This window comes from Paracoccus litorisediminis (genome assembly GCF_009711205.1).
GTDB lineage: Bacteria > Pseudomonadota > Alphaproteobacteria > Rhodobacterales > Rhodobacteraceae > Paracoccus > Paracoccus litorisediminis.
Genome location: NZ_WMIG01000020.1, coordinates 37,714 through 64,402 on the forward strand (window position 1 = coordinate 37,714; position 26,689 = coordinate 64,402).

28 protein-coding genes are annotated in these 26,689 nt (G+C 63.4%); 5 read left to right on the plus strand and 23 right to left on the minus strand.

The features are described 5' to 3' along the window. Window positions 1-4 precede the first annotated feature (4 nt). The 8 genes from GL300_RS21485 to GL300_RS21520 form a co-directional block, all read right to left on the minus strand. The gene (locus GL300_RS21485) at window positions 5-526 is read right to left on the minus strand and encodes a Twin-arginine translocation pathway signal (RefSeq protein WP_155041737.1); all 522 of its coding nucleotides are present in this window, start codon (window positions 524-526) and stop codon (window positions 5-7) included. Between the two features lie 62 nt (window positions 527-588). Next, on the minus strand, window positions 589-984 hold the full coding sequence (locus tag GL300_RS21490) for a VOC family protein (protein WP_155041738.1): 396 nt from the start codon (window positions 982-984) through the stop codon (window positions 589-591). 90 nt (window positions 985-1,074) lie between these two features. Then, window positions 1,075-1,362, minus strand: a complete 288-nt coding sequence (locus GL300_RS21495) for a ribbon-helix-helix domain-containing protein (RefSeq protein WP_155041739.1) — start codon at window positions 1,360-1,362, stop codon at window positions 1,075-1,077. A gap of 106 nt (window positions 1,363-1,468) precedes the next feature. Further along, window positions 1,469-2,257 carry a DUF72 domain-containing protein gene (locus GL300_RS21500; protein WP_155041740.1) on the minus strand — a complete coding sequence of 263 codons (789 nt, stop codon included), beginning with the start codon at window positions 2,255-2,257 and terminating at the stop codon, window positions 1,469-1,471. Between the two features lie 420 nt (window positions 2,258-2,677). Further along, window positions 2,678-3,469 carry a glycosyltransferase family 2 protein gene (locus tag GL300_RS21505; RefSeq protein ID WP_155041741.1) on the minus strand — a complete coding sequence of 264 codons (792 nt, stop codon included), beginning with the start codon at window positions 3,467-3,469 and terminating at the stop codon, window positions 2,678-2,680. Then, entirely contained in the window at window positions 3,466-5,028 is a 1,563-nt protein-coding gene (locus tag GL300_RS21510) for an ArnT family glycosyltransferase (RefSeq protein ID WP_155041742.1), read from the minus strand. Before GL300_RS21510 ends, GL300_RS21505 begins: the two co-directional genes overlap by 4 nt. After that, entirely contained in the window at window positions 5,025-5,303 is a 279-nt protein-coding gene (locus GL300_RS21515; protein WP_155041743.1) for a lipid-A-disaccharide synthase N-terminal domain-containing protein, read from the minus strand. Before GL300_RS21515 ends, GL300_RS21510 begins: the two co-directional genes overlap by 4 nt. A gap of 111 nt (window positions 5,304-5,414) precedes the next feature. Beyond that, complete coding sequence (locus GL300_RS21520; RefSeq protein ID WP_155041744.1) at window positions 5,415-6,071, minus strand: response regulator; 657 nt, start codon at window positions 6,069-6,071, stop codon at window positions 5,415-5,417. A 222-nt stretch (window positions 6,072-6,293) separates the two neighbouring features. Here GL300_RS21520 and GL300_RS21525 point away from each other — a divergent pair, with 222 nt between their 5' ends. Further along, on the plus strand, window positions 6,294-7,208 hold the full coding sequence (locus GL300_RS21525) for an alpha/beta fold hydrolase (protein WP_155041745.1): 915 nt from the start codon (window positions 6,294-6,296) through the stop codon (window positions 7,206-7,208). A 134-nt stretch (window positions 7,209-7,342) separates the two neighbouring features. After that, complete coding sequence (locus tag GL300_RS26455; RefSeq protein WP_211595307.1) at window positions 7,343-8,119, plus strand: hypothetical protein; 777 nt, start codon at window positions 7,343-7,345, stop codon at window positions 8,117-8,119. On the opposite strand, the gene GL300_RS21540 is transcribed toward GL300_RS26455, so the two are convergent. From GL300_RS21540 to GL300_RS21555, 4 genes are all read right to left on the minus strand, one after another. Further along, window positions 8,116-8,763 (minus strand): response regulator, encoded by a 648-nt coding sequence (locus tag GL300_RS21540; protein ID WP_155041746.1) that lies wholly within the window; start codon window positions 8,761-8,763, stop codon window positions 8,116-8,118. The genes GL300_RS26455 and GL300_RS21540 overlap by 4 nt on opposite strands. After that, complete coding sequence (locus GL300_RS21545; RefSeq protein ID WP_155041747.1) at window positions 8,760-10,151, minus strand: sensor histidine kinase; 1,392 nt, start codon at window positions 10,149-10,151, stop codon at window positions 8,760-8,762. The genes GL300_RS21540 and GL300_RS21545 overlap by 4 nt, the downstream gene beginning before the upstream one ends. Before the next feature lie 120 nt (window positions 10,152-10,271). Further along, the gene (locus tag GL300_RS21550) at window positions 10,272-10,874 is read right to left on the minus strand and encodes an alpha/beta hydrolase (protein ID WP_155041748.1); all 603 of its coding nucleotides are present in this window, start codon (window positions 10,872-10,874) and stop codon (window positions 10,272-10,274) included. Between the two features lie 45 nt (window positions 10,875-10,919). Next, on the minus strand, window positions 10,920-11,849 hold the full coding sequence (locus tag GL300_RS21555; protein ID WP_155041749.1) for a ring-cleaving dioxygenase: 930 nt from the start codon (window positions 11,847-11,849) through the stop codon (window positions 10,920-10,922). 118 nt (window positions 11,850-11,967) lie between these two features. Here GL300_RS21555 and GL300_RS21560 point away from each other — a divergent pair, with 118 nt between their 5' ends. Then, on the plus strand, window positions 11,968-12,867 hold the full coding sequence (locus GL300_RS21560) for a LysR family transcriptional regulator (protein ID WP_155041750.1): 900 nt from the start codon (window positions 11,968-11,970) through the stop codon (window positions 12,865-12,867). Here the strand turns inward: GL300_RS21560 and GL300_RS21565 are convergent. Together GL300_RS21565 and corA are read right to left on the minus strand one after the other, a co-directional pair. After that, window positions 12,864-13,688, minus strand: coding sequence for a class I SAM-dependent methyltransferase (locus tag GL300_RS21565; protein ID WP_155041751.1), 825 nt, complete (start codon window positions 13,686-13,688; stop codon window positions 12,864-12,866). The genes GL300_RS21560 and GL300_RS21565 overlap by 4 nt on opposite strands. A 71-nt stretch (window positions 13,689-13,759) precedes the next feature. Then, a complete protein-coding gene (gene corA / locus GL300_RS21570) occupies window positions 13,760-14,713 on the minus strand; it encodes a magnesium/cobalt transporter CorA (protein WP_155041752.1) in 954 nt (317 codons plus the stop codon). A gap of 142 nt (window positions 14,714-14,855) precedes the next feature. Here corA and GL300_RS21575 point away from each other — a divergent pair, with 142 nt between their 5' ends. Continuing rightward, a complete protein-coding gene (locus GL300_RS21575) occupies window positions 14,856-15,449 on the plus strand; it encodes a 2'-5' RNA ligase family protein (protein ID WP_155041753.1) in 594 nt (197 codons plus the stop codon). 33 nt (window positions 15,450-15,482) lie between these two features. Here the strand turns inward: GL300_RS21575 and GL300_RS21580 are convergent, their stop codons facing one another. From GL300_RS21580 to GL300_RS21610, 7 genes are all read right to left on the minus strand, one after another. After that, entirely contained in the window at window positions 15,483-16,193 is a 711-nt protein-coding gene (locus tag GL300_RS21580; protein ID WP_155041754.1) for an FkbM family methyltransferase, read from the minus strand. A 67-nt stretch (window positions 16,194-16,260) separates the two neighbouring features. Further along, on the minus strand, window positions 16,261-18,228 hold the full coding sequence (locus GL300_RS21585; RefSeq protein WP_170297766.1) for a putative bifunctional diguanylate cyclase/phosphodiesterase: 1,968 nt from the start codon (window positions 18,226-18,228) through the stop codon (window positions 16,261-16,263). 7 nt (window positions 18,229-18,235) lie between these two features. Continuing rightward, complete coding sequence (locus GL300_RS21590) at window positions 18,236-18,739, minus strand: putative pterin-binding protein (protein ID WP_155041756.1); 504 nt, start codon at window positions 18,737-18,739, stop codon at window positions 18,236-18,238. A gap of 126 nt (window positions 18,740-18,865) precedes the next feature. After that, window positions 18,866-20,116, minus strand: a complete 1,251-nt coding sequence (locus GL300_RS21595; protein ID WP_211595308.1) for an L-lactate dehydrogenase — start codon at window positions 20,114-20,116, stop codon at window positions 18,866-18,868. Beyond that, the gene (locus tag GL300_RS21600; protein ID WP_155041758.1) at window positions 20,113-20,826 is read right to left on the minus strand and encodes a TRAP transporter large permease subunit; all 714 of its coding nucleotides are present in this window, start codon (window positions 20,824-20,826) and stop codon (window positions 20,113-20,115) included. Before GL300_RS21600 ends, GL300_RS21595 begins: the two co-directional genes overlap by 4 nt. Beyond that, entirely contained in the window at window positions 20,823-21,308 is a 486-nt protein-coding gene (locus GL300_RS21605) for a TRAP transporter small permease (protein ID WP_155041759.1), read from the minus strand. The genes GL300_RS21600 and GL300_RS21605 overlap by 4 nt, the downstream gene beginning before the upstream one ends. A gap of 137 nt (window positions 21,309-21,445) precedes the next feature. Beyond that, on the minus strand, window positions 21,446-22,459 hold the full coding sequence (locus GL300_RS21610) for a TRAP transporter substrate-binding protein (RefSeq protein ID WP_170297767.1): 1,014 nt from the start codon (window positions 22,457-22,459) through the stop codon (window positions 21,446-21,448). A gap of 108 nt (window positions 22,460-22,567) precedes the next feature. On the opposite strand from GL300_RS21610, the gene GL300_RS21615 reads away from it, so the two are divergent. Next, complete coding sequence (locus GL300_RS21615; RefSeq protein ID WP_155041761.1) at window positions 22,568-23,461, plus strand: LysR family transcriptional regulator; 894 nt, start codon at window positions 22,568-22,570, stop codon at window positions 23,459-23,461. Here GL300_RS21615 and GL300_RS21620 read toward each other — a convergent pair. Both GL300_RS21620 and GL300_RS21625 read right to left on the minus strand, forming a co-directional pair. Further along, window positions 23,458-24,390, minus strand: a complete 933-nt coding sequence (locus tag GL300_RS21620) for a 2-hydroxyacid dehydrogenase (RefSeq protein WP_155041762.1) — start codon at window positions 24,388-24,390, stop codon at window positions 23,458-23,460. The two genes, GL300_RS21615 and GL300_RS21620, sit on opposite strands and share 4 nt — an antisense overlap. Before the next feature lie 87 nt (window positions 24,391-24,477). Continuing rightward, the gene (locus tag GL300_RS21625) at window positions 24,478-26,640 is read right to left on the minus strand and encodes a PQQ-dependent dehydrogenase, methanol/ethanol family (RefSeq protein ID WP_211595309.1); all 2,163 of its coding nucleotides are present in this window, start codon (window positions 26,638-26,640) and stop codon (window positions 24,478-24,480) included. Window positions 26,641-26,689: the final 49 nt, after the last annotated feature.

The following is a 26,689-nucleotide window of genomic DNA, read 5'->3' on the forward strand; positions in this document are numbered from 1 at the left end:
CTGCTCACAGCCAGTCGATGGCGTCGAAACCACGGTCGATATAGCCGCCCTTCGAAAAGGACTCGCCCTCATAGCCAAAGATCGGCCAGACCTCTTTCTGGTTATAAAGGCCCGTCACCAACCCGCCGCGCAGGGTCTGGAAGAACTTGGTTTCCTCGATTTTGCGCAGGATCGCGACGCGCTCGTCCTCCCATCCGGCGGACAGATAGTCCTCGAAACCAGCATCTTTCGCGGCCTTGTCCAGCGCCGCGATCCCTTCGGCCACCGCTGCCTTTTGCTCCGCGCTGTCATAGGATTTGACCGCGATCGCATAGAAACGGTCGCCGACCCGGTCGTGGGGATAGATGTCGCGCGCCATCTGCAACAGCGTCGCCATCTGATGTTCGCTGACATGGGTGACCTCGACCGCCCATGCCGCGTCCGGCGCAGCGATAAAGCCCGTCCCGGCAACCGCCAGCGCCCCGGCCGCCACGGCACGCGACAACAGCGCCCGCCGGGTCAGCCCCTGCTTGCTGAGTTCAGACATGATCCTTCTCCTCCTCCCTCACTATCCGTCGCGGGCAACCCTCCTCCGGCTGCCTTCGACGGTCACTTGTAGCGGCCGCCCCGCTGCAAAACCTCGATCTGGTACCCATCCGGATCGGCAATGAAAAAGAACCGCGCGATGACCTCGCCTCCGGGGGCAAAATCGACCAGCTTGCGGGGCGCAAAGCCCTCGGTCTCAAGCCGCGCATGGACGGCGTCCAGATCTTCGACGGAAAAGGCGACGTGGCCATAGCCGTCGCCCAGATCATATGGCTCGGTCCGGCCCTTGTTGACGGTCAGCTCCAGCTCGGTCTCGCTCTCGCCATTGGACAGATAGACAAGCGTGAAGCTGTCGAAGGGCAGGCGCTCGGCAACCTTCAGTCCGAAGCAGCGCGCGTAGAAGTCGACCGAGCGCGCCTCGTCCAGAACCCGGATCATCGAATGGACGTATTTTGCCATGCTTTCCGCCTTTTAACTTGGTCCTGTCACAAGGCTAGTGGCGGGGTTCCGGTGTAAGGTAGTAACCGCATACTACACGCGCGATTTTTCCTATTCGGCGGCGGTCGCGGCCAGATGGTGATCCTCGCCCAGATGGATGGTGCAGGCGCAGCGCAGAAGCGAGGTGAAGTTTTTCGCCTCGCCATGCAGTTCAAGCACCTCGGCATGCAGTTTTGAGATGAACCCGGGTGTCGTCAGGCCCTGCCGCGCGGCAATATCGTCGAGTATCCGCCAGAATGCCCGCTCAAGCCGGATCGAGGTGGACTGTCCGTTCAGCCGCAGCCTGCGCGTCACGGTTTCGTATCGTCCGGGATCCTGTCCCGCAAAGACCTGGCACATCGCTTGATCTCTCCCTGGGCCCGTTGATCTTGTGACAAGCGCGTTGTGCGGTCAATGAGATCTGGGCGCTTGAGGGGATCGGTTTCATATCCCCGAGCGGGAGGTATCAGCGCAGCCGTTCGATCAATGCCATCGCGGCATGCGGGTTGCGCACCTTATGCCCGCTGATCACGTACAGATAGACGTCGCGCGCGCCGGAAGGTGCCGGATCGCCGATATAGTCCAGCCCATCGGGCACACCACCCGCGGCCCAGATGCGCGCGCGTTCTGCCCAGAGGTCCAGCGCCGCAGGGCTGTAGCCCAAAGGCTCATCCTCAACCGTCCCCATGATCCGCGCATAGATGAAATCCGCCGTGGGATCGGCGATCTGCGGGAATTCTCCATCGGCGGATATGACCACCGCGACGTTATGCGCGCGCGCCATGTCCAGAAATTCCGGGTCACGGAAACTGTCATGCCGCACCTCGATCGCGTGGCGCAGCGTGCGCCCTTCATGCGTTGCGGGCAGCAGGTTCAGGAAGGCTCCGAAATCCGCAGGGTCGAATTTCTTGGTCGCCATGAACTGCCAATTGATCGGGCCAAGCTTGTCGCCCAGCAGCATCACGCCGCTGTTGAAGAACCGCTCGATGGTTTCGCCAGCATCGGCCAACACCTTGCGGTTGGTGGCGTATCGTGGGGCCTTCAAGGAAAAGACGAAACCATTCGGCGTCTCGTCATGCCATTTCTGAAAGCTCTCGGGCTTTTGGCTGCCGTAATAGGTGCCGTTCACCTCGATCGAGGTCAGCTGGCTCGACGCATATTCCAGCTCGCGCTTCTGCGCGAGACCCTCAGGATAGAAGCTGCCCCGCCATGGCTCAAAGGTCCAGCCGCCAATGCCGATATGGATCTTGCTCATGTATACTCACCTTGTCATGTTCTCGACAGGTATGGTGGAAGCAGAGGGTCGGATCACTCTGTTCCTTGCTTTCCAATCCGGGCGCTTGTGAATTCCTGAGCACGAAAGAATGTCTCCCGTACCCAGCCGTGCAACGTAGTGCCAAACGCCCGCCGCAAGGATGCCATGTCCTTTTCCCAGCACCATAGGGAATCCGTCGCGCCGAATATAGCACGACGATCTAGGCGGGATCGCACCAGCCGCTATCACCCGACAAAATGACAGCCATGGTAACACGTGGTGTCGTACCCTGAACCGTCACGGCTAGCGTCGCCGTGGCCTTGGCAAGCCGTTCGTCTTCTTGCGCAAGGGCCGACCTACAGCGCTTGTCCCGCCGCTCCCGCAGTGGAGGCCGACGCTTGAAGTCGCGCGCGGGTATCGTCACTGATGGTGGGACACTGGATCGGGCAAAGCACCCGAGGGCAGGGTAAAAGCAGCCTCGCTTTCAATCTGGATCGGTGCTGCCTTGGGCTTGCCGCTGCGGCGGATCAGCCATGCGACGCCCAGCAGGTCGATTGCGCCGACCAGGGCACGTTGCAGGTTCGAATAGTTCGACCTGCCGGCTTGCCGCGCCCGGTGGGTCACGGGGCAGACCAGAACCTCCCAACCCTCGCGGCGGATAAGGGCGGGGGTGAAGCGGTGGATATGATCAAAGAAAGGCATGGCCAGCCACGCCTCGCGTCGAAACAGCTTCAATCCGCAGCCGGAATCGGTCACGCCGTCATGCAGCACGGCATTGCGCAGTGCATTCGCCAGCCGCGAGGCAAGCTGCCGACTGGCCACGTCCTTGCGCTTCAGCCGTTGTCCCTGAACCAGGCCGACCCGCGCAGCCGAGGCCGAGGCCAACCGGGCAATCAGGGCCCTGATCTGGTCGGGCGGGTTCTGCCCGTCTCCGTCCAGCGTCGCCACCCAGTCGTGGCGCGCCGCCTGCACGCCGCTGCGGATCGCCGCCGACTGGCCGCTGCACAGCGCATGGCGGATCAGGCGCAGGCGAGGCTCGGTTTCGATCAGTTCGCTCACCCGCGCAGCCGTGTTGTCCTCGGAGCCGTCATCGACGACGATGATCTGAAGCTTCAGGTCGGACAGCGCGGCGAAGGTTTCGGCGATCAGCGCCGCGATTGCGCCTTCTTCGTTGTGGCAGGGAATGACGACGGAAAGGGAACGAAGGGTCATCTGCACGCCTCGGTTTCTTGTTGTTTGCCTGGGTCGGGGGAAAGCCACAGCCCATAGGTCTGGTCGCGGAAGGTCATGACCTCGGACGGAGGCATGGCCTGCGGGGCCTTCGCAATCGGCATGGCAAGGATGCGCGCGGGGCACCGGGCCAGCCAGTCAAGCCCATCTTGCGGGCGGTCGAACAGCTGGACCGGCTGGAGCAGACGCCCGGCATAGCCGAATTCCCCGGCATAGCTGCGGCTGACCAGACCGATCCCGGCCGCCTCATGCGGGGCAAGGCGACGGGCCAGAGGGCCGGCATCATAGATTTCGGACATCCTGCCCAGAAACAGGACCGACAAAGACAGCGCGATCAGCGCGCTTGCGCATGCGGCGTTGGGACCGCCGCGCCAGACAAGCAGCAGCGCCAGAAGCACAAGGCCACTGCCCAGAAGCATGGGGGCAAGTGGTTCGGCGGCGGCGTGCCATTCTTGCGGCCCAAAGCCCAGCATGATCGCTCCGAAGACCAGCAGCAGCGACGCGGGCAGGATGGCGGCCAGCCGCATTGACAGGCGCGCATCCGCAAGTGCCGGGGCAAAGGCGACGGCAACCGCAGGCAGCATCGGCAGCAGGTAATGCGCCTGCTTGCCGCTGATCAGGCTGAAGATCACGAAGGTCGCGCCGATCCAGACCGGCAGCGGGCCGGGCAGCCGGACGGCGCGCCATGCAGTGGGGGACCAGCCCCAAGGCCAGATCAGCAGCGGTGCCAAAGCAAGGAAGAACCAGAAGGGTTTCTGATGGGCAAAGGAATCGACCATGCGCCCGGCGCTTTGCGTCCAAAGAACGGCATGGCGGTATTCCGGGCCACCGGCGATCAACGCGGGGACCAGCCACAGTGCGACGATGGCCAACCCGGTCAGCAGACCAAGCGCCAGCCCCTTGATCATCTGTTTCGTACCGATCCCGGCCCAAAGCGGGGTGGCCAGCGCCACCGGCAGCAGATGCAGCAAGATTACCGGCCCTTTCGCCAGCGCCCCAAGGGCCAGCGCAGCGCCAAAGCCCAGCCATGCGGCCCGCGCCTGCGTTGGCACGTTGGTCAGCGCGGTGACGCCAAGGACGGCCGCCAGCGTCAGCAGCGCGTCGAACATTGTCAGCCCGGCAAAGATCGAAAACCCCAGCGACCCCGCCAGCACCAGCGCTGTGCGCCCGCCGATATCGGGCGATGCGGGCACCAGCCTTTGCGCCAGCCGCGCCGTCGCCCAGATCGACGCCAGCCCAAAGGCCGGAGCGACAAGCCGGGCGGCGATCTCGGACGGGCCGGTGACCAGCCAGACAAGGTTGATCAGCCAGAACAGCAGGGGCGGCTTGTGGCTGTAGGTCAGCCCGTTCAGATGCGGCACCAGCCAGTCGCCGGACAGGCGCATCTCCCACGCGACGGTCAGGTAGCGGGTCTCATCGATCGGCAAGGCCGGACGCAGGATCACGCCCAGCACGGAAATCGCCGCAAACAGGCACATGGCCAGCAGAAGGGGCGGCAGCTGCAATCCCGCCTCGCGGCTTTCGGCAAGCTGATCGGTCATGCTGCGACCTTGGCGGCGGCCTCGGCGCGGATCATGCGCAGGTTGCGCAGATAGACCACCAGCCCGGCGGCCTGACCGATGATGAAGACCGGATCGCGCCGTGCCACGGCATAGGCCAGCAGCACGCAGCCGCCTGCAAGGCTCAGCCACCAGAAGGCCAGCGGAATGACGCTGCGCCCCTGTCTTTCGCTGACGATCCACTGGACCAGAAATCTTGCGCTGAACAGCGCTTGCCCCAGAAGGCCGATGGCCAGCCAGAAGGTGGATGTCGTCATGCTCTTGTCCATGCCGCAATGCCCCGAACGTCGCTTATGCGACCCCGAAGTCTTGTTTCTGGCGCAAGGCTAGATAGCGAACCTGACGTGAAGCTGAACGCGGCGGCGGCGCTATTTCAGGATACGATAACCAAGACCGCGCTGGTTCTGGATGCGGTCGCGCCCCAGCTTGCGGCGCAGCCGGCTGACATAGACCTCGACCGTATTGCTTTCGACGCCTTCATCGAAGGAATAGATCCGGTTTTCGATCTCGGGGCGCGAGACCAGCCGGTCGGCATTGCGCATGAGGGTCTCGAACACGATCCATTCGTGTCGGCTCAGATCGACCGGGCCGTCCGGTCCGGTGATCCGCCGCATGGCAAGATCGACGCGAAACGGGCCAAGATGGATCACCGGATTGGGGTTGCCGATATAGCGGCGGGCGACGGCCCCGATGCGGGCGGACAGCTCCCACAGGTCGAAGGGCTTGACCAGATAGTCGTCCGCCCCGGCATTCAGCCCCTCGATCCGGTCCGAGATGCGGTCCATCGCCGTCAGCACGATGACCGGCGTTGCGGCGCCGCGCCTGCGCAGATCGCGCAGGAAGTCAAGGCCGCGCCCGTCGGGCAGCATCAGGTCCAGCAGGATCAGGTCGTAATCGGTGGTCTCGGTGCAGGCGCGCGCATCGGCCAGATCGCGAACCCAGTCGGCCAGATGCCGGTCGGCGACGATCTGATCCCTGACGGCCGTGCCCAGCCCTTCGTCATCCTCGACCAGCAGGATGCGCATCCTAGACCTTTCCCGATTAGAGTGTTCCCTCGCCCTCTTTTCGCCGTTTCCTGTACACGGTGGCAATCGGATTGCGCGCTGTAATTCTGCCTGCCGTTTCCGCACAGCGATCCCGAAATGGCGGGCCGCGATCGCTGACCGCGATTAAATCCGGTCAGATGCCACCTTTCATGCCATGATCGCCGCCGCGACTGGTTCCGATCCGTTCAGGAGATGAATGACATGTTCCGGCCCATCATCAGCTTGATTTCCCTGACTCTGCTGGCCTCGTCCGTTTCGGCCGAGGTCCATGATTTCCCGCCCGACTTCCAGATGCAGGATGTTCAGGTGGATGACGCGACCATTCACCTGAGGGTCGGCGGAGAGGGACCCGCCGTCGTGCTGATCCACGGTTTCGGCGATACCGGGGATATGTGGCAGCCATTGGCTGCGGATCTGGCCCGCGATCACCGTGTGATCGTGCCTGATCTGCGCGGCATGGGCCTGTCCTCGCATCCCGAAGGGGGCTACGACAAACGCACGCAAGCGGGCGATATTCGCGCGGTGATGACCTCGCTGGGCACGGATCACGCGGTCATTGTCGGGCATGACATCGGCACCATGGTCGCCTATGCCTTTGCCGCCCGCTTCCCCGAGGCCACCGACAAGCTGGTGGTCATGGACGCCCCGGTTCCGGGGATTCCGCCATGGGACGAAATCGTCCGAAATCCGCTGCTCTGGCATTTCGATTTCGGCGGACCGGATGCCGAACGTCTGGTGGCGGGGCGAGAGCGGATCTATCTGGATCGCTTCTGGAACGAGTTTGCCGCCGATCCCGCCAAGCTGGATGAGGCGACACGGGCGCATTACGCCGCGCTTTACGCCCGGCCCGGGGCGATGCGTTCGGCCTTTGCGCAGTTCCGCTCGATCCGGCAGGATGCCGAGGACAATCGCGCCGCCATGGCGACGAAGCTGACCATGCCGGTTCTGGCGATCGGTGGCGAGAAGTCCTTTGGCGCGAATGAGGCCGCCGTGATGCGCAATGCGGCTGGTGACGTGACCGGGGTGGTGATCCCTGATGCCGGACATTGGCTGATGGAGGAACAGCCCGCCGCGACGATCGCCGCCGTCAGGGACTTCATCGGCAAGGCTGATTAGGCGGCATTTTCCAGCACCGGACCTTTTCGCCCAGATCCTCGGACCAAGGTCCGAAGAATTGGGCGTCAGGATGTTGACTTCTGGGTTCAGCCCAATTTGCCCGCCCGTCGGGCGCTGAACCGAAAGGACATGCGATGCCCAAGGATCTGATCTTGACCTCTGCGCGACTGGTGCTGGCCGCTTCGCTTTTCGCGACCGCACCCTATGGCCTCAGCTACGACCCAGCCAGCGGATTGATCGCGCTTGAGAAATCGTTGGCGATGGCGCGCGATGGAAATCGCGGCGGTGGCGACGATAACGGCGGCGACGATGACCATGGCCGCGGCGGTGACGACGACCGCGACGATGATCATTCCGGCGGGGATGATGACGACGACGATGATAACGGCGGCAGCGATGATCGCGGTGGCCGCGGTCGCGGTGGCGATGATGATCGCGGGCGGGGCGGTGATGACGACGGCGACGACGACCATTCCGGCAGGGATGATGTCGGCGACGACCGGGGTCGTGGACAGGCGCGGGGACGTGGCGATGACGACGATGGCGGCATCGAAGTCACCCTAAGCGACGGCAGCCGGATCGAGATCGAGGATGGCCGGTTCGAGCGCAAGGACGCTTCTGGCCGCACCATCGAGGAACGCCCCGCCACGCGCCGCGACTATGCCCGCCTGCAACAGGCTGGAACCGCCTCGGGTGGTGGTCGGATCGGGCCGAATGGCAGCATTCGGGGCGGCGGGACCGTGGCCAAGCTGGAAACCAATGGCAGAAACATCGAGGTCACTTATAGCGACGGTTGGAAAGAGGAAATCGAGGCCGGCCGCTATGAGCTCAAGGACGCTTCGGGCCGCACGGTGATCCAGCGCCCGGCACGCCCCTCGGATCGGGCACGGCTGTTCGCCGCCGCACGCTAGGGCTGGGACCAGCGGTCGCGCGCGATCAGCGCGGCCTCGGTCCGGTTCCGGACCTGTAGCTTCTGCAAGATGATGGTCATGTAATGCTTGACCGTCTTTTCCTGGAGGTCGAGCGCGCGCCCGACCTCCTTGTTGCTTTTGCCCTGAGCGACCAGGCGCAGGATCTCTTCCTCGCGCGCGGTCAGGGCATCGACCGGATCGCCATGGCCGGGTTTGACCGGCGCGGCGCGCAGCGCCTGCAGCACCTTCATCGCCAACCCCGGTGAGACGTAGCTGCGCCCGGCGGCCAGATCCTCGACTGCCGCGACCAGATCGCGCCCGCCGACCCCCTTCAGGATATAGCCGTCCGCCCCCGCCTTCAGCGCGCGAAAGACGCTGTCGTCATCCTCGGCCACGGTCAGCATGGCGACGACGGGCGGCTGATCCTGCTGCTTGATCTGCTCCAGCGCCCAGATCCCGCCATCGGGCATCGACAGGTCCAACAAGACCAGATCGGGGGCAAGGCTTGCCGCCAACTCGACCGCCTCGCGGCCGCTGGTGGCTTGCGCGATGACGCTGGTGCCGTCATGGCGGTCAAGGATGCCCGCGACACCTTCGCGAAACAGCGGATGGTCATCGGCGATCAACACGCGGATCGGGGTCATTTCCACTCTCCGGAATCAAAGACCAGTTCCAGCAACCCGCCGCCCTCGGGGGCTTGCCCGGCGCGGAAACTGCCGCCAAGGCTTTCGACCCGGTCGCGCAGACCGGCAAGGCCAAGCCCCGCCGCGCCGGGATCAGAGGGGATGCCCGGCCCGGCATCTATCACCCGCAATTCAAGCCGCCGTTCCGACATGGTCAACCGCACGGCAAGCTCCTTAGCCCCGGCATGACGGGCGGCATTGTTCAGACCCTCCTGCACGAAGCGGTACAGACAGACATCCGCCGCGGGCGGCAGGTCGGGGGAAGTGTCGCCGTCGACCTCGAACAGGACCGGGTTTCCGGTGCGCAGGCGGTGTTCATCGACCGCCATTCGGGTGATCTGCGCGGGGGTTTTGCCCGCAATCTCGGGCAGGGCCAAACCGCGAGAGATCGCCCGGATTTCCGTCATCGCCCCGGCAAGCGCCTGCTCGACGGCGGCGATTTCGGCAGCATCCGTGGGGCTGGCCTGACGCTCGCGCAGCCCATCCAGATGTAGCGCGGCAAAGGCCAGTTGCTGGGCCGGACCGTCGTGCAGATCAGCCCCGATCCGGCGCAGCGAATGTTCGGTGGCATCCGCCGCCCGCCCGGCCGCGTCGCGCACCTGATCGCGCAGGCGACGGTTGCGCTGTGCCATCGTCTGCAGCTCCGCGAATTGCTTGGACAGACGATCCTGCTGGCGCTGGATCATGTGGCTGGCGCGCAGGACGATCAGGTAAAGCACCAGCCCAAGCCCGGCGATCACCCCGGCGACGGCCAGCCGCGTATCACGCCGCGCGGCGGCAAGGTCGACCTCAAGCTGTTCGTGGAATTCGTAGAACTCGGCCACGGCAATGACCTCGCCGGTATAATCCTTGCGGATCGGGCTGTAGATTTCCAGAAGCGGCACGCCAAAGGCACGCTCGGCGCGGTCCTCTTCATCTGAATGCGAAGAAAACTCGGCCGCGACCTCGCCGTGCAGGGCGCGGGTCAGGCTGTCCGACACCGGAAAGGTCCGCCCGATCAGCGCGGGATCCGAGGCCTGGGCAATCAGCCCACCGGGCTTCCAGATCTTGTAGGACAGGACCCGGTCGGCAAGCGGCGTGTTCAGGAAGATTTCGTCCAGCGCCTGCTGCGCACCGGGGCCAAGCCGGTCCTGCGTGGCCAGATCCTGCGCCAAAGGCGACAGCACGCTGTCCATGAACAGGGCGGTCGAGTTCGCGGAATTGCTGACGACATTCGCCTCGATCCGGCGGGTAATGAAGCTGCTGATCAGCAGCGCGGCAAGGATCAGGACAATCCCACTGGCCAGCGCATAGCGCGTGGCCAGCGTCGCACCCTTGCAGCTTATGCGTGTCGTGGCATCCGCGCTCATGCCGCCAATATGCGTCAGAAATTGCTTTGGGGATATGGGCAGATCGCTGTTGTGCAGCCTGTAAGGACCGGAAAAATCACGGCGATGAGGACCACCCGGCTTGCGACCGGGTGGCTTGGTTCAGGCAAAGAAGCCGCGCAGGGCTTCCAGTTCATCCGGGCGGATCTCATGACCGCCATCATGCAGATGCAGATCGATCGCAGCGCCCTGCTCCTTCAGGTAGTCGGCAAGGGCATTGGTCAGGGGCAGCGGCGAAATCGGGTCGCGCCTGCCCGCTGTGATCAGCACCCGGCGACCCGAAAGACCCGGCTGTGGGTCTGGACGGAACGGGATCAACGGGTGCATCAGCACGGCGCGATCAAACAGATCGGGTTGCTTGAACAGCACCGAGGCAAGGATATTCGCGCCGTTCGAATAGCCCAGACCCCAGATGGGCACGCCGGGATTGGCCTCGCGATGGGCGGCGACGAAATCCGCCATCTTCGTTGTCCGCTGGGCAAGGTCCGCCATGTCATAGACGCCCTCGCCGGTGCGACGAAAGAAGCGGTTCGCGCCATGTTCCGACACGTCTCCGCGCGGCGAAACGATGCCCGCATCGGGCAGTATCCGCGCGATCAGGCCGGGGAACTGGTGTTCATCCCCGCCGGTGCCGTGAAAGGCCAGGATCAGCGGCTGACCCTTGGCCGGGGCCTTGGCAAAATGGTGATAGCTGTGAATGCTCATCTTGTCCTCCTTTCAAGCGGCGGCACGGGGCCGCCGCTGCTGGGGTCAATCATTGATCGGGGGCAGAATGCGCTCGATCTCGGCGCGCAGATGTTCGTGCTGATGCGGGATGCGCAGGGCCTCGCCCAGATGGGCGGTGTCCTCGTCACGGTCGAAGCCGGGCTCATTCGTCGCGATCTCGAACAGCACGCCGCCGGGGGTGCGGAAATAGATCGCCCAGAAATAGTCGCGGTCGATCACCGGCGTCACGTGATAGCCGGTATCCATCAGCGCCTTGCGCACCTCAAGCTGGGCGGCGCGGTTCTCGACCGCGAAGGCCACGTGATGGACCGAACCAGCACCCTGACGGGCCTGCGCGGCATCGGGCAGGGTCTCAAGATCGACGAAATCCGCGCCATTGCCATCACGCACCGTAAAGCGGGTGACGTTGCCCTGCTGGTCCACGGGCTCATAGTTCATGAACTTCAGCAGCTCGGCCGTGGCACCCTTGTCGCGCAGACGCATGCTGACGCCGTGGAAGCCCTGAATGCCCTCATCCGTGGGAACGCTACCGGCAAAAGCGGCGCGGGGGTCGCCGTCCTTTTCGACCAGCGCGAAACCGTCGCCATCGGGACCGGCAAAGCGCAGACGCTTCTCGCCAAACAGTTCCTCGTCCTTCAACCCCTTTACGCCCTGTGCCGCCAGATGGGCTTTCCAGAAGCCAAGGCTGTCCTTCGGCACGGTGAACAGGGTGTCACCCACCTCACCCGAGCCGGGGCGGCCGCGGACGATATGCGGGAAGGGGAAATAGGTCATGACCGAGCCGGGCGTGCCGACCTCATCGCCGTAATACAGGTGATAAACGTCGGGGGAGTCGAAGTTCACGGTCTTCTTGACCCGGCGCAGACCCAGCGTCCCGGTAAAGAAGCTGTTGTTTTCCTGGGCATCAGCCGCCATCGAGGTGACGTGGTGCAGGCCCTTGATCTGATGCAGCATGATTGTCTCTCCTGTTCGGGCGGGTCGATCCGCGCCCTTGTCGAGAGCAAAGATGGCCCCATTTGCCATTGCAGAGAATACACGTAAAATAGCATTATTTATTTCAGATTGAGAAATAATGGGCGAACTTGAATCGATCCGGATCTTTCTTGAAGTGGCCCGACAGCGCAGCTTTTCCGGGGCCGCGCGGACATTGGGGATTGCTCCTGCGGCAGTCACACGGGCGGTCGCGGCGCTGGAGGACGGGTTGGGCGCGCAATTGCTGGTGCGGACGACGCGGGCGGTGTCGCTGACGGCGGCAGGGGCGCTTTACGCGGCCCGCGTGTCGCCTTTGACCGAGGGGCTGACTGAGGCCGCCGAGGAAATGCGCGAACGGCAGGGTGAACTCAGCGGCCTCTTGCGGATCAGCGCGCCGCTGTCGCTGGGGGCGCAGGTGCTGCCCAGCGTGCTGTCGCAATTCGCGGCGATCCATCCCCGAACCCATGTCGAGGTCAGCCTGACCGACCGCTTGATCGACATCGTGGCCGAGGATGTCGATGTCGCCATCCGCATCTCGGGGGCGCCGTCGGACAAGTCGACGATCTGGCGCAAGATATGCCTTGTGCCGCGCCTGCTGGTCGCCGCGCCGGACTATCTGGCGCGGCAGGGAGTTCCGCAAGCGCCCGAGGACCTGTTGGCCCATGACTGCCTAAGCTATGCCAGCAGCGCGGCGGGCGAAAACTGGCTGCTGACGAGTGGCAAAAGACAGCACCAGATCCGCACCAAGGGGCGCTTCCAGTCAAACAATGGCGAGTTGCTGGCCCAACTGGCCGTCAATGGCGAGGGTATCGTGATGCTGCCGCAGTTCATGCTGCGCGCGGCGCTAAAGGCCGGGGCGCTGGTTCCCGTACTGCCCGACTGGCAACCGCCCGAGCTTTGGCTGACGCTGTATTACCCGCCCTATGAGCGCCTGCCGTTGCGGGTCGCCACCTTCTCGGATTTTTTCGAAAGCCGGGTCCGGGAAAGCTGGCAGATCTAGCCCGCGCTGTTTTTCCGCGTGTCGGGCACCGTGCCGCGACATGCGACGGCCGTGCTGGCAAAGGATCGCGGCCCATCTGCTTGCCCGGCCTCATAGGCATCGCGGACCGCGGCGTCCGTCCGCGCCCGCTCGGCGGGGTCAAGGCCGGTCATGTACTGCCCCAGAGGGCCTTCGCCAGCGGCGATCGGGGCCCAGTAATCGTCGAAATTCCGGTAATCCATGCGAATGGTCAGCTGGGTTTCATGAATGTCGACAAGTCCGGCCTCGGCAAAGGCACGTCCCAATTCGCCGGGCTGCATCATGGGCTGCCAGCAGTATTTCCCGCGCAACTGGCGCCCGCTTTCACCCATCATTGCGACGGTGTCGATCACCATCCGCATCGCCGCCATACCACCCAGATGATCCCAAACCGTGGCGGCAACCACCCCTCCGGGCCGCACGACGCGGCGCATTTCGGCCACGGCCTTGCCCGTCTCGGGGACGAAATGCAGGACCAGCAGCGCCAATGCGCGGTCAAAACTCGCGTCATCGAAGGGCAGGGCGCAGGCGTCGGCCTGCGTGATCGTGACATGGGAATAGGTGTTTCGCTGCTGCGCGGCGGCGACAAAGACCGGGGAAAAGTCGATGGCCGCGATCTGGCCAAGATCGGCATGTTCGGCCAGTTCAAAGGTCAGGCTGCCGGTGCCGCAGCCGACATCCAGCACCTTTTCGCCTTTTTCAATGCCCGCGAAATTGATGAACAGGGGCGCGAGCCGCCGGCTCCAGCGGCCCATCAACTGTTCATAGCCGGCTGCCTGATGGACGTTGAAGCTAGACGTCATCGCTGCCTCCAACCCGTCAACAGGGCAATTCTACTCCGCCAGCCCGATTGCGCCAAGGATTCGGGCGGCAGCTACAGCCAGCCGCGCCGCTTGAAGACCAGATAGGTCACCACAGCGGAAAGGATCATGATCCCGATGGCCAGCGGATAGCCGTAGCTCCAGTGCAGTTCGGGCATGACATCGAAGTTCATCCCATACATCGAGGCAACCAGCGTCGGCGGCAGAAAGATCACCGCCGCGACCGAGAAAATCTTGATGATGCCGTTCTGCTCGATATTGATCAGGCCCAGCGTGGCGTCGAGCAGGAAGGTGATCTTCTGCGTCATGTAATCCGCGTGATCGGTAAGCGAACGGATATCGGCGACCAGGGCCTTGGCCTGTTCATGCACGGCCTTGTCGGTCCCGCCAAGTTTCGGGCGAAGATAGCCAAGCACCCGCTCCAGCGTGACCAGACTGTCGCGGATATTCGAGGTCAGGTCGCCCTTGCGCCCGATTTCCTGAAGCGTCGCCTTGTAATTCGCATCCTGACGCGCGGGGTCATTCTGCCCGAACACCCGGCGCGAGATGCCGTCAAGTTCGCGCCCGGCGCGTTCGAGGATATCGGCAAGGCGGTCGACCACGGCCTCAAGTAGCCCCAGCATGATCGCCTCGCCACAGGTCAGGCCAAGTGCCACCTTCTCGGCGCGTTGCGGAAACAGACTGAAGACCCGCGGTTCGGTGTAGCGGATGGTGACCAGCCGGTGGTCGCACAGGATGAAGGTCACCGGCTCGATCACCGCATCGTCGCCATCGGTATGCGAGGGGATCAGCGCGGTCATGAAATGCCCGCCATCCTCGGAGTAAAGCCGAGAGGAGACCTCGATTTCCTGCATGTCCTCGTGGGTCGGAAGCTCAAGCCCCAGAAGGGCTTCAAGGCCAAGCTCCTCCTCCCGCGTTGGGTTCAGCAGATCCCACCACACGATTTGCGCGGCATCGGCCGCAACGGGCTGCAAGCGGTCATTCCGAAGCTCATAGGCGTGCAACATGCGGCTTTCTCCTTGCATCGCCGGATAAGGCCAGTTCGGTATTGTCACGGAAAAAGCAGGGCGGCTCAAGCGGCTGCGGGTGTAGATTTCCGTTGCGCGCGCCGTTGCCTGAATCCAGCGGATCGGGAATGATGGGCGGGTCATGGCCTATCCCCGCAACGCCTCGCCATCGCATTTCTTCTTTTACGCGGCCCGACCGCCTGATGCCGTCGCGGATCAGATGGCCGAGGTCTGGCAGCTTTTCGGCACGGGCGACAAGCTGCGCCGCGACAAGCTGCACATGACGCTTCTGCCGGTCACCGATGTCGCAGAAGTCCCCGAGGGGATGGTCGAGCTGCTTCTTGCTGCCGGTGCGACGGTTCGCCAGCCCTCTTTCGAGATGGAGCTGGACCGCCTCGTCACATGGCATCATGGCCGTGGGCACAACAATCCGCTGGTCCTGACCACTGCGACGGGTCGCAGTGCGGGTGCCGAGGCCGTCGTCCGTGCCCTGAATTCCGCACTGCCGCAGGATTTGCACTGGCCGCAATGGCGTCTCGTGCCGCATGTCACGCTGGCCTATGGCAAGGGTTTTGCCGAGGACTTGATCCTGCCCCGGCCCATTCGCTGGCACGTCGACAGCTTCAACCTGACCGAAAGCCTGCGGGGCAAGGGCCGCCACATTCCCCTTGGGACTTGGCAGCTGGGCGGTGCTGGTGCCGAGCAACTTGATCTTGGGCTTGACCCGAGGCCCTGACCCGACACGGGGTTTCCCTGCCAATCGGTCCTGTTACAGGTCGTCGGGGCAGTAGCTGCGGACCACGCCGTCGTCGCGGGTGAAAAGCACGCAGGGACCGGAAGAGTTGCGCGGGTCGTAGATGAAGCCACGCTCGGTCATGGTGCGGAAGATGTCGTGGACGCCGGCAAGACCATAAAGATGGTCGTGCAGCTCCAGGAAAATACGCTCGACCCCGTCCAACGCGGCACTGCCCAGCAGCTCACGCTCGGCGCCTTCGATATCCATGACCAGAACATTGATGCGGTTCCGCACCAGAAAATCGTCGATATTCTGGGAGGGCAGCGAGATCACGTCCTCATAAGGACCCTGGCTTTCGAGCATCGACGACATCCAGAAATCCCGGCGGATATAGAAGGAATGCGTCTCGGGTTGCCCGGCGGTCATCAGGCCGTGGTTGAACGTGACGTTCTTGATGCCGTTGGCCGCGGCAACGCGCCTGGCCAGTGCAACGGTGTGCGGATTGGCGTCGTAGGACCAGATCGTGACGCCCTCGGTCTTGGCCATTACGGCGGTGATGACGCCGATGCCCGAGCCAAGTTCAAGCACGCGGTCGCCCGCGCGCAGCAGGCGGCGGGCCTGTCGCGCCTCCTTGGCTTCATAGCTACCGGTGATGAGGGATTGCCAGATCACCGGCGAGACATCCTCGGCAGTAAGGGGCAGATCGATGCCGTGAATGGTCAGTTCCTGAGCCGTGGTGGTCATGAAGGCCTCGCCCGCCGTGATGAAATGCTGCCTGGTTCAATCGGATGGATGGTTATGACAGCATCACCTAATTGGCAAAGTCGTCAATCAGATCAAAATGGTGGTCGGCCTCGTGCAGGAAGTTCAGTTTCGCGGCCTTCACGGGACGCGCGAACAGGAAGCCCTGGCTGAGAAGCCCGCCGATGGCGCGGATGCTTTCGTGCTGGGCCTTGGTCTCGACCCCTTCGATGATCACCGTCTTGCTGAGGCTGGTGCCGACATCGACGACCAGCTTGACCAGAGAGGCGGCCTTGGGGTTTTCGGCAATGTCCCGGACGAAGGACTTGTCCAGCTTGATCGTGTCAAACGGGATGTCGCGCAGGATCGCCAGCGAGGAATAGCCGGTGCCGAAATCGTCCATAGCAATGGTCAGGCCAAGGGCGCGCAATTCGTTGAGGATTTCGACCACCCCGTCGCGGTCATCCAGCAGCACGGTTTCCGTCACTTCCAGCTCTAGCCGCGTCGGAGGAAGACCGGTTTTATCCAGCACGCTGACGACGGATTGCACGAAATCGGGGGCCTGCAATTGCAGCGGCGAGAGGTTGACCGCGATTTTCAGCGGACGCTTCCAGCTGGCGGCCTCGGTGCAGGCAATCGTCAGGATCTGCTGCCCGAGTTCGGTAATCAGCCCCATCTCCTCGGCCAGCGGAATGAAGATGTTGGGCGTAATCTGACCGCGGGTCGGGTGGTTCCAGCGGGCCAGCGCCTCAAGGCCGCGCAGGTCCAGCGACATCACATCGACCTGTGCCTGATACAGCAGCTCGAACTCGCCGCGCTCGACGGCAAGGCGCAGGTCGTTTTCCAGCGCTTTCCGGTCGTCGAATTCGACCTGCATGAACTCTTCGAACAGGCAGATCTTCTCGGTCGTGGCAGTCTTGGCCCGGTAGAGCGCGATATCAGCCTGCTTGAACATCGCCTGTGCGTCGATGGACTGCGGCTGAGAGGTCGAGCAGATGCCGATGGAGCAGCCGATCTTGATCTCGCGATTGGCCAGCAGGAAGGGATCGGCGATCCGGGCGGAAAGCTCGCGGGCAATCGCTTCGGATTCGGCACCGCTTGCGCCGACAAGAAGACAGGCGAATTCATCGCCGCCCAGACGGCAGAAGATGCGCACCTTCGTGTCGAATTCATGCATGCGCTTGCTGACCTGATTCAGCAGCATGTCGCCAAAATCATGACCCAACGTGTCGTTGACGGTCTTGAAGTCGTTCAGGTCGATCAGCAGCAGATTGACCGTACCGGCCCCCTCTTGCAGCGCCTTTTCCAACTCGCTCCAGAACAGGATGCGGTTGGGAAGCTGGGTCAGGGAATCGTGATGCGCGACATATTGCAGGCTGACGTTCGTTTCCTGCAGCTCGCGGCTTGCGGCGATCAGGTCGATGTTCAGCAATTCAGCCTGCTTTTGCGACTGCATCAGCAGACGGTTCTGCCGAAGCTGCAGCAGGATCAGGATGCACCAGGCCACAATCAGGAAGGCCACCACCACGCTGTAGATCAGGTGCAGTTCTTCCAACGCATTGATATTGACCTCGATATCGTCCCAGCCCTGCTGGACGCTTTGCGAGGAAAGCTGCGTCAAGGGGCCGTTCAGCTCACGCATGCGATCAAGGATCGCGACGACTTCGGTCTGGTCCAGAGTTTCCAGATTGGCATCAAGATCGGCAATGACCGAGGTCACGTTGCCGATGATCTCGCGGCGGGTCGGAGTTGCCTCGAGGAATGTCTTGAGCGTGCCTTCCTTGAAAGAGCTCAGGCGGCTGACGATGATATCCAGCCGCAGCCGTACTTCATCCAGCGGGACGTCCTCATCCGGAAGAAAATGCGTGGCAAGAAGGGCTTCCAGCCGCATGAATTCGGCGACGGACTGACTGATCGCCCAGGCATCGTTGTGATGGGCGACGTGACGCAAGACCTGCTGCCGCTGAGACACGGTCGTCGACATGAATGCCGTCGCCGCGACAAAGGCGCAGATGAGTATGACCAGCAGACGGGTCAACGGCCACCTATTCGACGATAAGTTTCGTAACCTGCCAAGCCGAGCGGGCGTAATAGGTCTGCGTTTGCAATTTGCTAGCCGAATCATACGGATAGATAACGAAGATCGGCCCCTTGTCACGGACATCCATGTCGACGCCGTTCAGTTTCGTCGCCAGAATCACGTCGGTTTCCCGCACATCGACCATCGGAATGTTGGTCGAGTAGTCGTTCAGCGCCACTGCGCTGACATTTTCGCCTTCGGCGCCGACATAGTCCATGACCACCTTGAAGGGCACGCCCGCGAAGGTCGACTTCTTGTCATACCAAGGCGAGCTGGTGGTGATTTCGGTCATCCCCAGCCCCTCAAGCATCGCGCGGTCGAACTTGGCGGCCTTGCCGTCATTCGTGTTGGCGATATTTCCGGTGACGGTCAGGATCACCTGACCGGTCGGAGAGGGCAGCGTGTCGGCGACACTGACAGTTGCAAAGCAGATACCGGCGATCAGCGCGGCAAACGAGCGAATTAGCATCTTGGCATCTGTCCTGAGATAAGGATCCGGGTAGGCTGGCGATTAACTATCGATATACTTCTCCTCTGAATTGTGTCCACTGGATTCGCATTCGGTCAGATTGCGATCATTAGAATGCAACCTTTTTCACGCAACACCTTGGACCGAAGTGTCTTGGCGCAGGTTATCAAGGGCATGGGCCCATCTTGGCGCTTTTGACTGAGGGCCCAATTCCGGAACCTCATCCAGATCCAGAATGCTGCGGTCGACGGCGGCGATATTGTCGATCCCGGCAAGGGCCATGCCCACGCGCATCTCGCTGTGGAAACGGGTCAGCAATGCAGAAACGCCCGCCTGACCACGCGCGGCGACGGCATAGACCCAAGGGCGGCCGATCATCACGCCACTGGCGCCAAGCGCCACCGCGCGCAGCACGTCCAGACCGCTGCGCACGCCGCCATCCAGCATGATTTCAGGTCCCGAACCTGCTAAGGCATCGGCAATCCGTGGCAGCATGCGGATGGTCGAGGACACGCCGTCCAGCTGCCTCCCGCCATGGTTCGACACGACAATGGCATCCGCGCCGACGCGGGCGGCCTCAAGCGCATCGCCGGGCGTCAGAATCCCCTTGAGGATCAGCTTGCCCTGCCACAGCCCGCGCAGCCATTCGATGTCCTTCCACGTGACCGAGGCGTCGATCTGGCTGATGATCCAGCCGCGATATTCGGTCGGATTGGTGGCAGAAGGAACATAGGCTGAGATATTGCCGAACTGATGCGGCTTGCCCTTGATGCCGACATCCATGACCCAGCGCGGACGCGCGGCATAGGACAGCGCCCCAGCCCGCAACTTGCCCCAAGCGCTGGTCCCGCCGGCGATGCCGTTCCTGACATCGCGGTAGCGCTCGCCGGCGACGGCCAGATCAACGGTAAAGACCAATGTGCGCACGCCAAGCGCCCATGCCCGCTCCAGCATTTCGGCCACGATGGCACGGTCGCGCAGCATGTAAAGCTGGAACCAGAACGGGCGGTCGGAGACGGCCGCGACCTCCTCCATCGAGCAGATCGACATGGTGGACAAGGTAAAGGGCAGGCCTGCCGCATCGGCGGCGCGCTTGGCCTGAACCTCGGCGCGGCGGGCGAACATGCCGCCCATGCCGATGGGGGCCAGCGCCATCGGCATGGCGGCAGCCTCGCCCGCCAGTTGCGTTCCCAGCGCGATATTCGAGACATCGCGCATCACCTGCTGGCGGATGCCGATAGGCTTGAAGTCCTCGACATTGCGGCGCAGCGTGTATTCGTCATAGGCGCCGCCATCGGCGTAATCGAACAGGAAGCGCGGCAGGCGGGCTTCGGCGATGCGGCGGTAATCGGCGACCGTCGCGGGAACAAGGTTCATCGTCGGCATTCTTCTTCTTTCATTTGACAAAGGCCAGCGACAGCCAGGGCACCAGCGCAATGATGAACAGCCCGATCAGCAGCAGGCCGATAAAGGGCAGCGCCGCGCGGACCAGCAGTTGGGACATTGCGGTTGGCGAGGGACGCGTGGATGGCAAGGATCACCATCAGCAGCAACCCCGGCAGGATGCCCGCCAGAAACAGCGCCACGATCGAAGTTTCCGTGACCAGCCCATAAAGGATCAGCGGCACCGAGGGCGGGATGATGATCCCCAGTGTCCCCCCCGCCATGACCGAGCCAAGCGCGTAGCGTTTGGAATAGCCCGCCGCCGTCATCGCGGGGTAAAGCACGCTGCCGACCGCGATCAGGGTGACGATGGACGATCCCGAAATCGCCGAGAACACCCCGCAGCTAAGGATCGTCGCCACCCCCAGCCCGCCGCGCACCTGCCGGGTCAGGCTTTGCACGATGCGCACCAGCCGCCTTGCGCTGGAGCCCTTGGTCATCACCCCGCCGCACAGCAGGAACAGCGGCACCGCAAGGATCAGCTCCTTGTTCAGCGAGACCCACATGTCCTCGACGATATAGACCAGCTCTCCGGCACCCCAGACCATCTGCACATAGGCGATGGCCGCAATCAGGATGATGATCAGCGGTTGGCGCAGGATCAGCAGACCCACGACCAGCAGCAGCAGGAACAGCGCGCTCATTCCTGAACCTCGGGGCGGGCGGGGGCGGTGGCGGGCCAGATGGCAAAGGCCAGATAGCGCAGCCCGGCGGACAGAAAGCCCAGCGGGATCACGCTTTGCACCACCCATGCGGGCCAGTTCAGCCCCGAAAGCAGCGTCGGATATTCCATCGAGTCGCGCACGAACAGCCAGCCATACCAGCAGACGGCAAACATGATCGCGGCGCTGACCAGATGGCTAAGACGCTCGATCAGCGGCTCCAACCGTTTGGGGACCCAGCCGAATGCGACGGTCGGCACGATCTGCCCGGCGGTGGCGACGCTCAGGCCGATGCCCAGAAACGCGACCACCACCAGCAGGTAAAGCGAGCGTTGCTGCGCGGCGTAGACGCCCGAAGGCACGCCCTGAATGCCAAAGGCATCCGCCAGCGGGGCGACCAGTTCGCGCATCAGCACATCGCCAAGGATCAGCATCAGGATCAGGCTTAGCGCCAGAACGGCCAAGGCGCGTTCGCTCCGCTGCCATCGCGACAATATTCGGGCGACCCCCGTCAAGGCGGGGTCGTTGGGTTGCGGCTTGTCCGGGCTTTCTGTCGGAATTGGCTGGATGTCCCCTGCCGTCTGGGCAGGGGAGGCTGGCGTCAGGAGGTGCAGGCGGATCTGGCCGCCAGCATTGCCCGGTACATCTGTTCGGCACCGGCACCCTGTCCGGTGCCCAGATCTTCCCACAGGCCCGGCAAGCCGTCGCGGAAGGCGGCGGTCTCGGCGTCATCAAGCTTGCGGATCTTGCCGCCGCCCTGCAGGTGCTTTTCGCGCAACTGGTCCTCGAACGCCGCGACCTCGTCCCGGATCTGGCGGGCAGGCACTTCGGCAAAGGCGGCGCGCACCGCCTTTTGATCGGCCTCGTTCAGCCGGTCCCAGCTTTTGCGCGAGATGGCAAGGATCGCCGGCCCGTCGGAATAGCGGAACTCGGTCACCACCGGCAGGATCTCGTTCAGGCCGCTGGGGACATAGAAGGGATAGACCGTCGCATAGGCATCGATCAGCCCGGTCGAGGCGTTCGACGCCGCCTCGGGGACCGGTGTGGCGATCGGCGCGCTGCCCAGTTGCGAAAACAGCTTCTCGTTCTTGACGTTCATGGTGATGCCGATCTTGCGCCCCTTTAGGCTGGCGGGCGTCGGCAATTCCTCATGGCCCATGATGTAGCCGCTGCCGGATTCGAACCATGTGCCAAAGACCATGCCCTTGTCGGCCAAGGCCGCGGTGACCGGGGCGACCATGTGATCGTCCAGCACGCAATTGCGCTGGTCGCGGTCCTCGAAGAACAGCGGCATGTCCAGCACCGCCAGTTCCGGCACCTGCAGCATCAGCGCACTCAGCGTGAACAGTCCCATATCGACGCGGCCGCGCACCACTTGGCCGATGACATCGTTTTCCGCGCCCAGTTGCGAGCTGTAGAAGACCTCGGGCTTCACCCGCCCGTCGCTATGCTTGATGACATCCGCCACCAATCGGTCGATCTGCATTTGCCACGGCGAGTTTTCCGGCGCGGCAGTCGCGACTTTCCAGATGGTTTCCGCATTGGCCATCGCTGAACCCGCAATGGCGAACGTGGCGACAGAAGCGCTAAGACGCGCCATCGCTATCAGTTTCATGGTCATCCTCCCCGACTCCCGCATGAATCGTTAGTCAGCCCCTTTCATTCGGTCCAATTTTTTTGTTGATTGGTTTTGATACGGAACGTGAATGATGAAAGGCCCCGGATGCTGAACCTCAAACCGCTGCATCACTTCGTTCTGGTGGTCGAGGAACGCAATTTCGCCGCTGCCGCCCGCCGCGCCAATATCAGCCAGCCGGCGCTGTCGAATTCGATCCGCACGCTTGAGGAGCAGATCGGAATGCAGCTGTTTCTGCGCGACGAAAGGCCGGTCAAGGTCACCCCCGAGGGCGAGGAAATCCTTGAGCGCGCCCGCTGGCTGCTGTTCGAGGCCCGCAATCTGGATGTTCAGATCAGCGCCCTGCGCAGCGGTGTTGCCGGGCATCTGCGCTGCGGCATGGTCCCGATCTTTTCGGCGTCCTTTGGTGGCAATGTCTTTGCCGCGTTTTCCCGGCGCAGCCCGCAAACTACCTTCGAGGCGGATGTGGGCCAGACCAGCCAGTTGCTGCAATTGCTGGATGCCGAGGAAATCGAGGTCGCCATCTGCGACTTCCGCGAAATCCCCTCGGATTCCAGTTATGAAGTCACCCGGCTGCCGCCCAAGGACGGGGCCTGCTATTGCCGCACCGACCATCCGATCCTGACTGCGGGCACCCTGACCGGGCCGATGATCCATGAATATGGCATCGCCTCGGTCCGTATTCCGCAGGAACTGCATGACGATCTGCGCCGGGTCTTCATGCCCGGCAACAGCATCGACCCGCTGCTGCATCTGCAATGCGACAATGTCACCCTGCTGATCGACACGGTGCGCCAAAGCGATCTGATCCTGCTGACCTCGCGGCAAAGCGCGCAGGCGGCCGTGGCTGGCCGCCTGCTGGTCGAAGTGCCCTATCCGGTTTCGGGCGGATCGGAATGGTGCATCGTGGCCCTGCGCAACAAGGTCCTGCGCCCCGCCGCGCGCGAACTGGTCGAAACCGTCAAGGCGGAATGCGCCTAGACCGGGTCCAGCGCTGCGCCATTCTCAAGGAAGGCCAGCAGATTGGCGATGACCCGGCGGCCCATATCGGTGCGGCAGGCAGCGGTGGCGCTGCCGATATGCGGGGTCAGGACGACATTCGGCAAGGCCAGCAGGCCGGGATCGACGGTGGGTTCGGCCTCGAACACGTCCAGCCCGGCGGCGGCCAGATGACCAGAGCGCAGCGCCTCGGCCAGCGCCTTTTCGTCGACCAACGGACCGCGCGCGGTGTTGACCATCACCGCCCCTTGGCGGAAGCGCGCCAGCCGCGCCGCGTCGATCAGGTGGCGGGTTTCCGGCACCAAGGCGGTGTGCAGCGACACGATATCGGAACCCGCGACCAGCTCATCCGGGCTGGCCACATATTCGGCCCCCAAGGCGGCCTCGGCCTCGGGACGGCGGGTGCGGTTCCAATAACGGATCTGCATGTCAAAGCCCCGCGCCCGGCGGGCGACCGCCTGCGCGATCGGACTAAAGCCGATCAGGCCCAAGGTCTGGCCATGCACGCGCAGACCCATCGAGGCCATCGGTCGCGTGGCATCCCAACTCCCGTCACGCAGGAAGCGTTCGTTCTCGCCCAGCTTGCGGCAGGCGGCAAGGATCAGGGCAAAGGCCATATCGGCGGTATCCTCGGTCACGACCGGGGTATTCGACACCGTGATCCCGCGCGCGCGGGCGGCCTTCAGGTCGATATTGTCGGTGCCGGTGCCGAAATTCGCGATCAGGCGCAGGCTGTCGGGAAAAGCCGCGATCATCTGGGCCGTGACCGGATCGACGGCGGTCGAAACATAGGCTGGCGTCCCTTCGGGGACCAGTGCATCGGCAGGGATATGGCGAAACTCAAGCGCACCCTGACGGGACGGGATATTCGCGGGAAAGGGCAGCGGGCGGCTGGTCGCGATCAGCGGCATGGCGGATTCCTGTTTGGGCCAGCCTCAGGCGGCTGGCGGATCGGAAGGAATGATCCCGCGGCAGCTGCGTGCCGCGGGACCGACCACTCAGTTGGTCTTCGGAGCCTCGGGCTTCGACGGTGCGGATGCATCTCCGTTTTTGACGGCCAGCCATGCCTGATCCAGCACATAGGCGCGGACTGCCTCGGCATCATCGGCGCTTAGATGCTTGGCAAAGGAAATCATGCCATTATCGCTCAATGCGCCATTGATGACGACATCGTGGAAGCCCTCCTTGCTGGCCGAGACATAGGACCAGCGCAGGTCCGGCAGCACGCCCGAGCTGATCGCCAGCGGGCCGTGGCAGACCATGCAGTTTTCCGCGTAATGCACGAAGCCCTTCTGGACCAGCGCCGCATCCTTGATCGGCTCGGCCTTGGGGGTCTTTTCGACCGTGTCCTGCATCGGATCGGGAACCGTGCCCTTGCCACCCAGCTTGAAGACAAAGACCCGACCCACATCGGGGGCCACGGCCTTGTCCCAGGCAAAGCCCCAGTTCAGCGCCCATGATCCGCCCCAGCCGGTCGCCACGGCGACATATTGTTCGCCGTCGATCTCATAGGTTGAGGGCGCGGCCTGAATGCCGCTTTTCAGGTTCATGCCCCACAGCTTCTGGCCGGTGCTGCCGTCCAGCGCCATGAAATAGCCCTTGATGTCGCCTTGGAACACCAGCCCGGTTTCGGTGGTCAGGAGACCGCCATTGAAGGGACCGGAATGCGGATAGACCCAGGCGGGTTTCTGGACGACCGGGTCCCAGGCCATCAACGTGCCGGTCAGGTTCTTGCGCACTTCCTCAAGCGTGCCGGCCGGATAGGTCGGCGGCAGGCCCGCGGCAAAGTCATAGCCGGGGTTCCAGCGCATCGGGTTGGTGCGGTCGACGGGGCGGTCCTGAACGAACTGCGCCATCTGCTGTGCGGGCAGATAGACCAGCCCGGTATCGGGGTTATAGGCCATCGGATGCCAGTTATGCGCGCCCGACGGGGCGGGGATGGCAAGGAAACCGGCCTCGGAGTCACGTGCGGCGGGGTTCTCGATCGGGCGGCCCTTGTCGTCCAGCCCGGTCGCCCATGTCTGATGCGCAAAGGGCGCGCCGGAAATGAACTCGCCGGTGGCGGCATCCAGCACATAGAAGAAGCCGTTCTTGGGTGCCTGCATGACGACGCGGCGCTTGGCCCCGTCCTTGCCCAGGGGCAGGTCGGCCAGAATGATGCTTTGCGTGGCGGTGTAATCCCACATGTCGCGCGGCGTGGTCTGGAAATGCCACTTATAGGCGCCGGTATCGGCATCCAGCGCCAGAATGGACGACAGGAACAGGTTGTCGCCATTGCCCTTGGGATCGCGGATCTTGGGGTTGAAGGGCGAGGCGTTGCCGGTCCCGACCAGCACCGTGTCATTCACCTGATCATAGACGATGCTGTCCCATGCGGTGCCGCCGCCGCCGTCGGTCTTCCACGCGCCCTCATCGCCCCAGGTGTCGTTGCCAAGCCGGGCGAACGCCTCGTCCGACGCCGCTCCGTCGGGCTTCTTGTCGGGGTTGGGGGTGATGAAGAAGCGCCAGTCCAATGCGCCGGTCTCGGCATCATAGGCCGAGACATAGCCCCGCACCCCGAATTCCGAACCGCTATTTCCGATCAGCACCCGTCCCTTGACGATGCGCGGCGCGCCGGTGATCGTGTAGGGCTTGGACTGATCGACGGTGACCGTGCTCCAGACCAGCTTGCCGGTTTTGGCATCCAGCGCCTCAAGTCGACCGTCAAAGACGCCGACATAGACCTTGTCGCCATAGACGGCGACGCCGCGGTTGATGACATCGCAGCAGGACTTCGCCGCCGCCTCGCCCGAGACCTTGGGGTCATAGACCCACAATTCCTTGCCGGTCTTGGCGTCCAACGCATAGACGATCGACCATGCCCCGGTCAGATACATCACCCCGTCGACGATGATCGGCGTCGCCTCGACCCCGCGGCTGGTCGCAAGGTCATAGGTCCATGCAATGCCCAGTTCGTCCGCGTTTTTCTTGTCGATCTGCGACAGGCGCGCATAGCGCTGTTCGTCATAGGTGCCGCCATAGGTCAGCCATTCCTGCGGCGTCTTTTCGGCATTCAGCAGACGCTCGGTCGTGACGCCCGCACCATCCCCGGCCTGCGTGGCCGCGCCTCCCAAGATCAGCAGCGCACCCGTAAGGGCGCCTGCCTGCATTTTTCTGAACATGTTCTCTCTCCCACCCGGACTGATCCGGCCTCTGGGTGGAAGTTGCGGT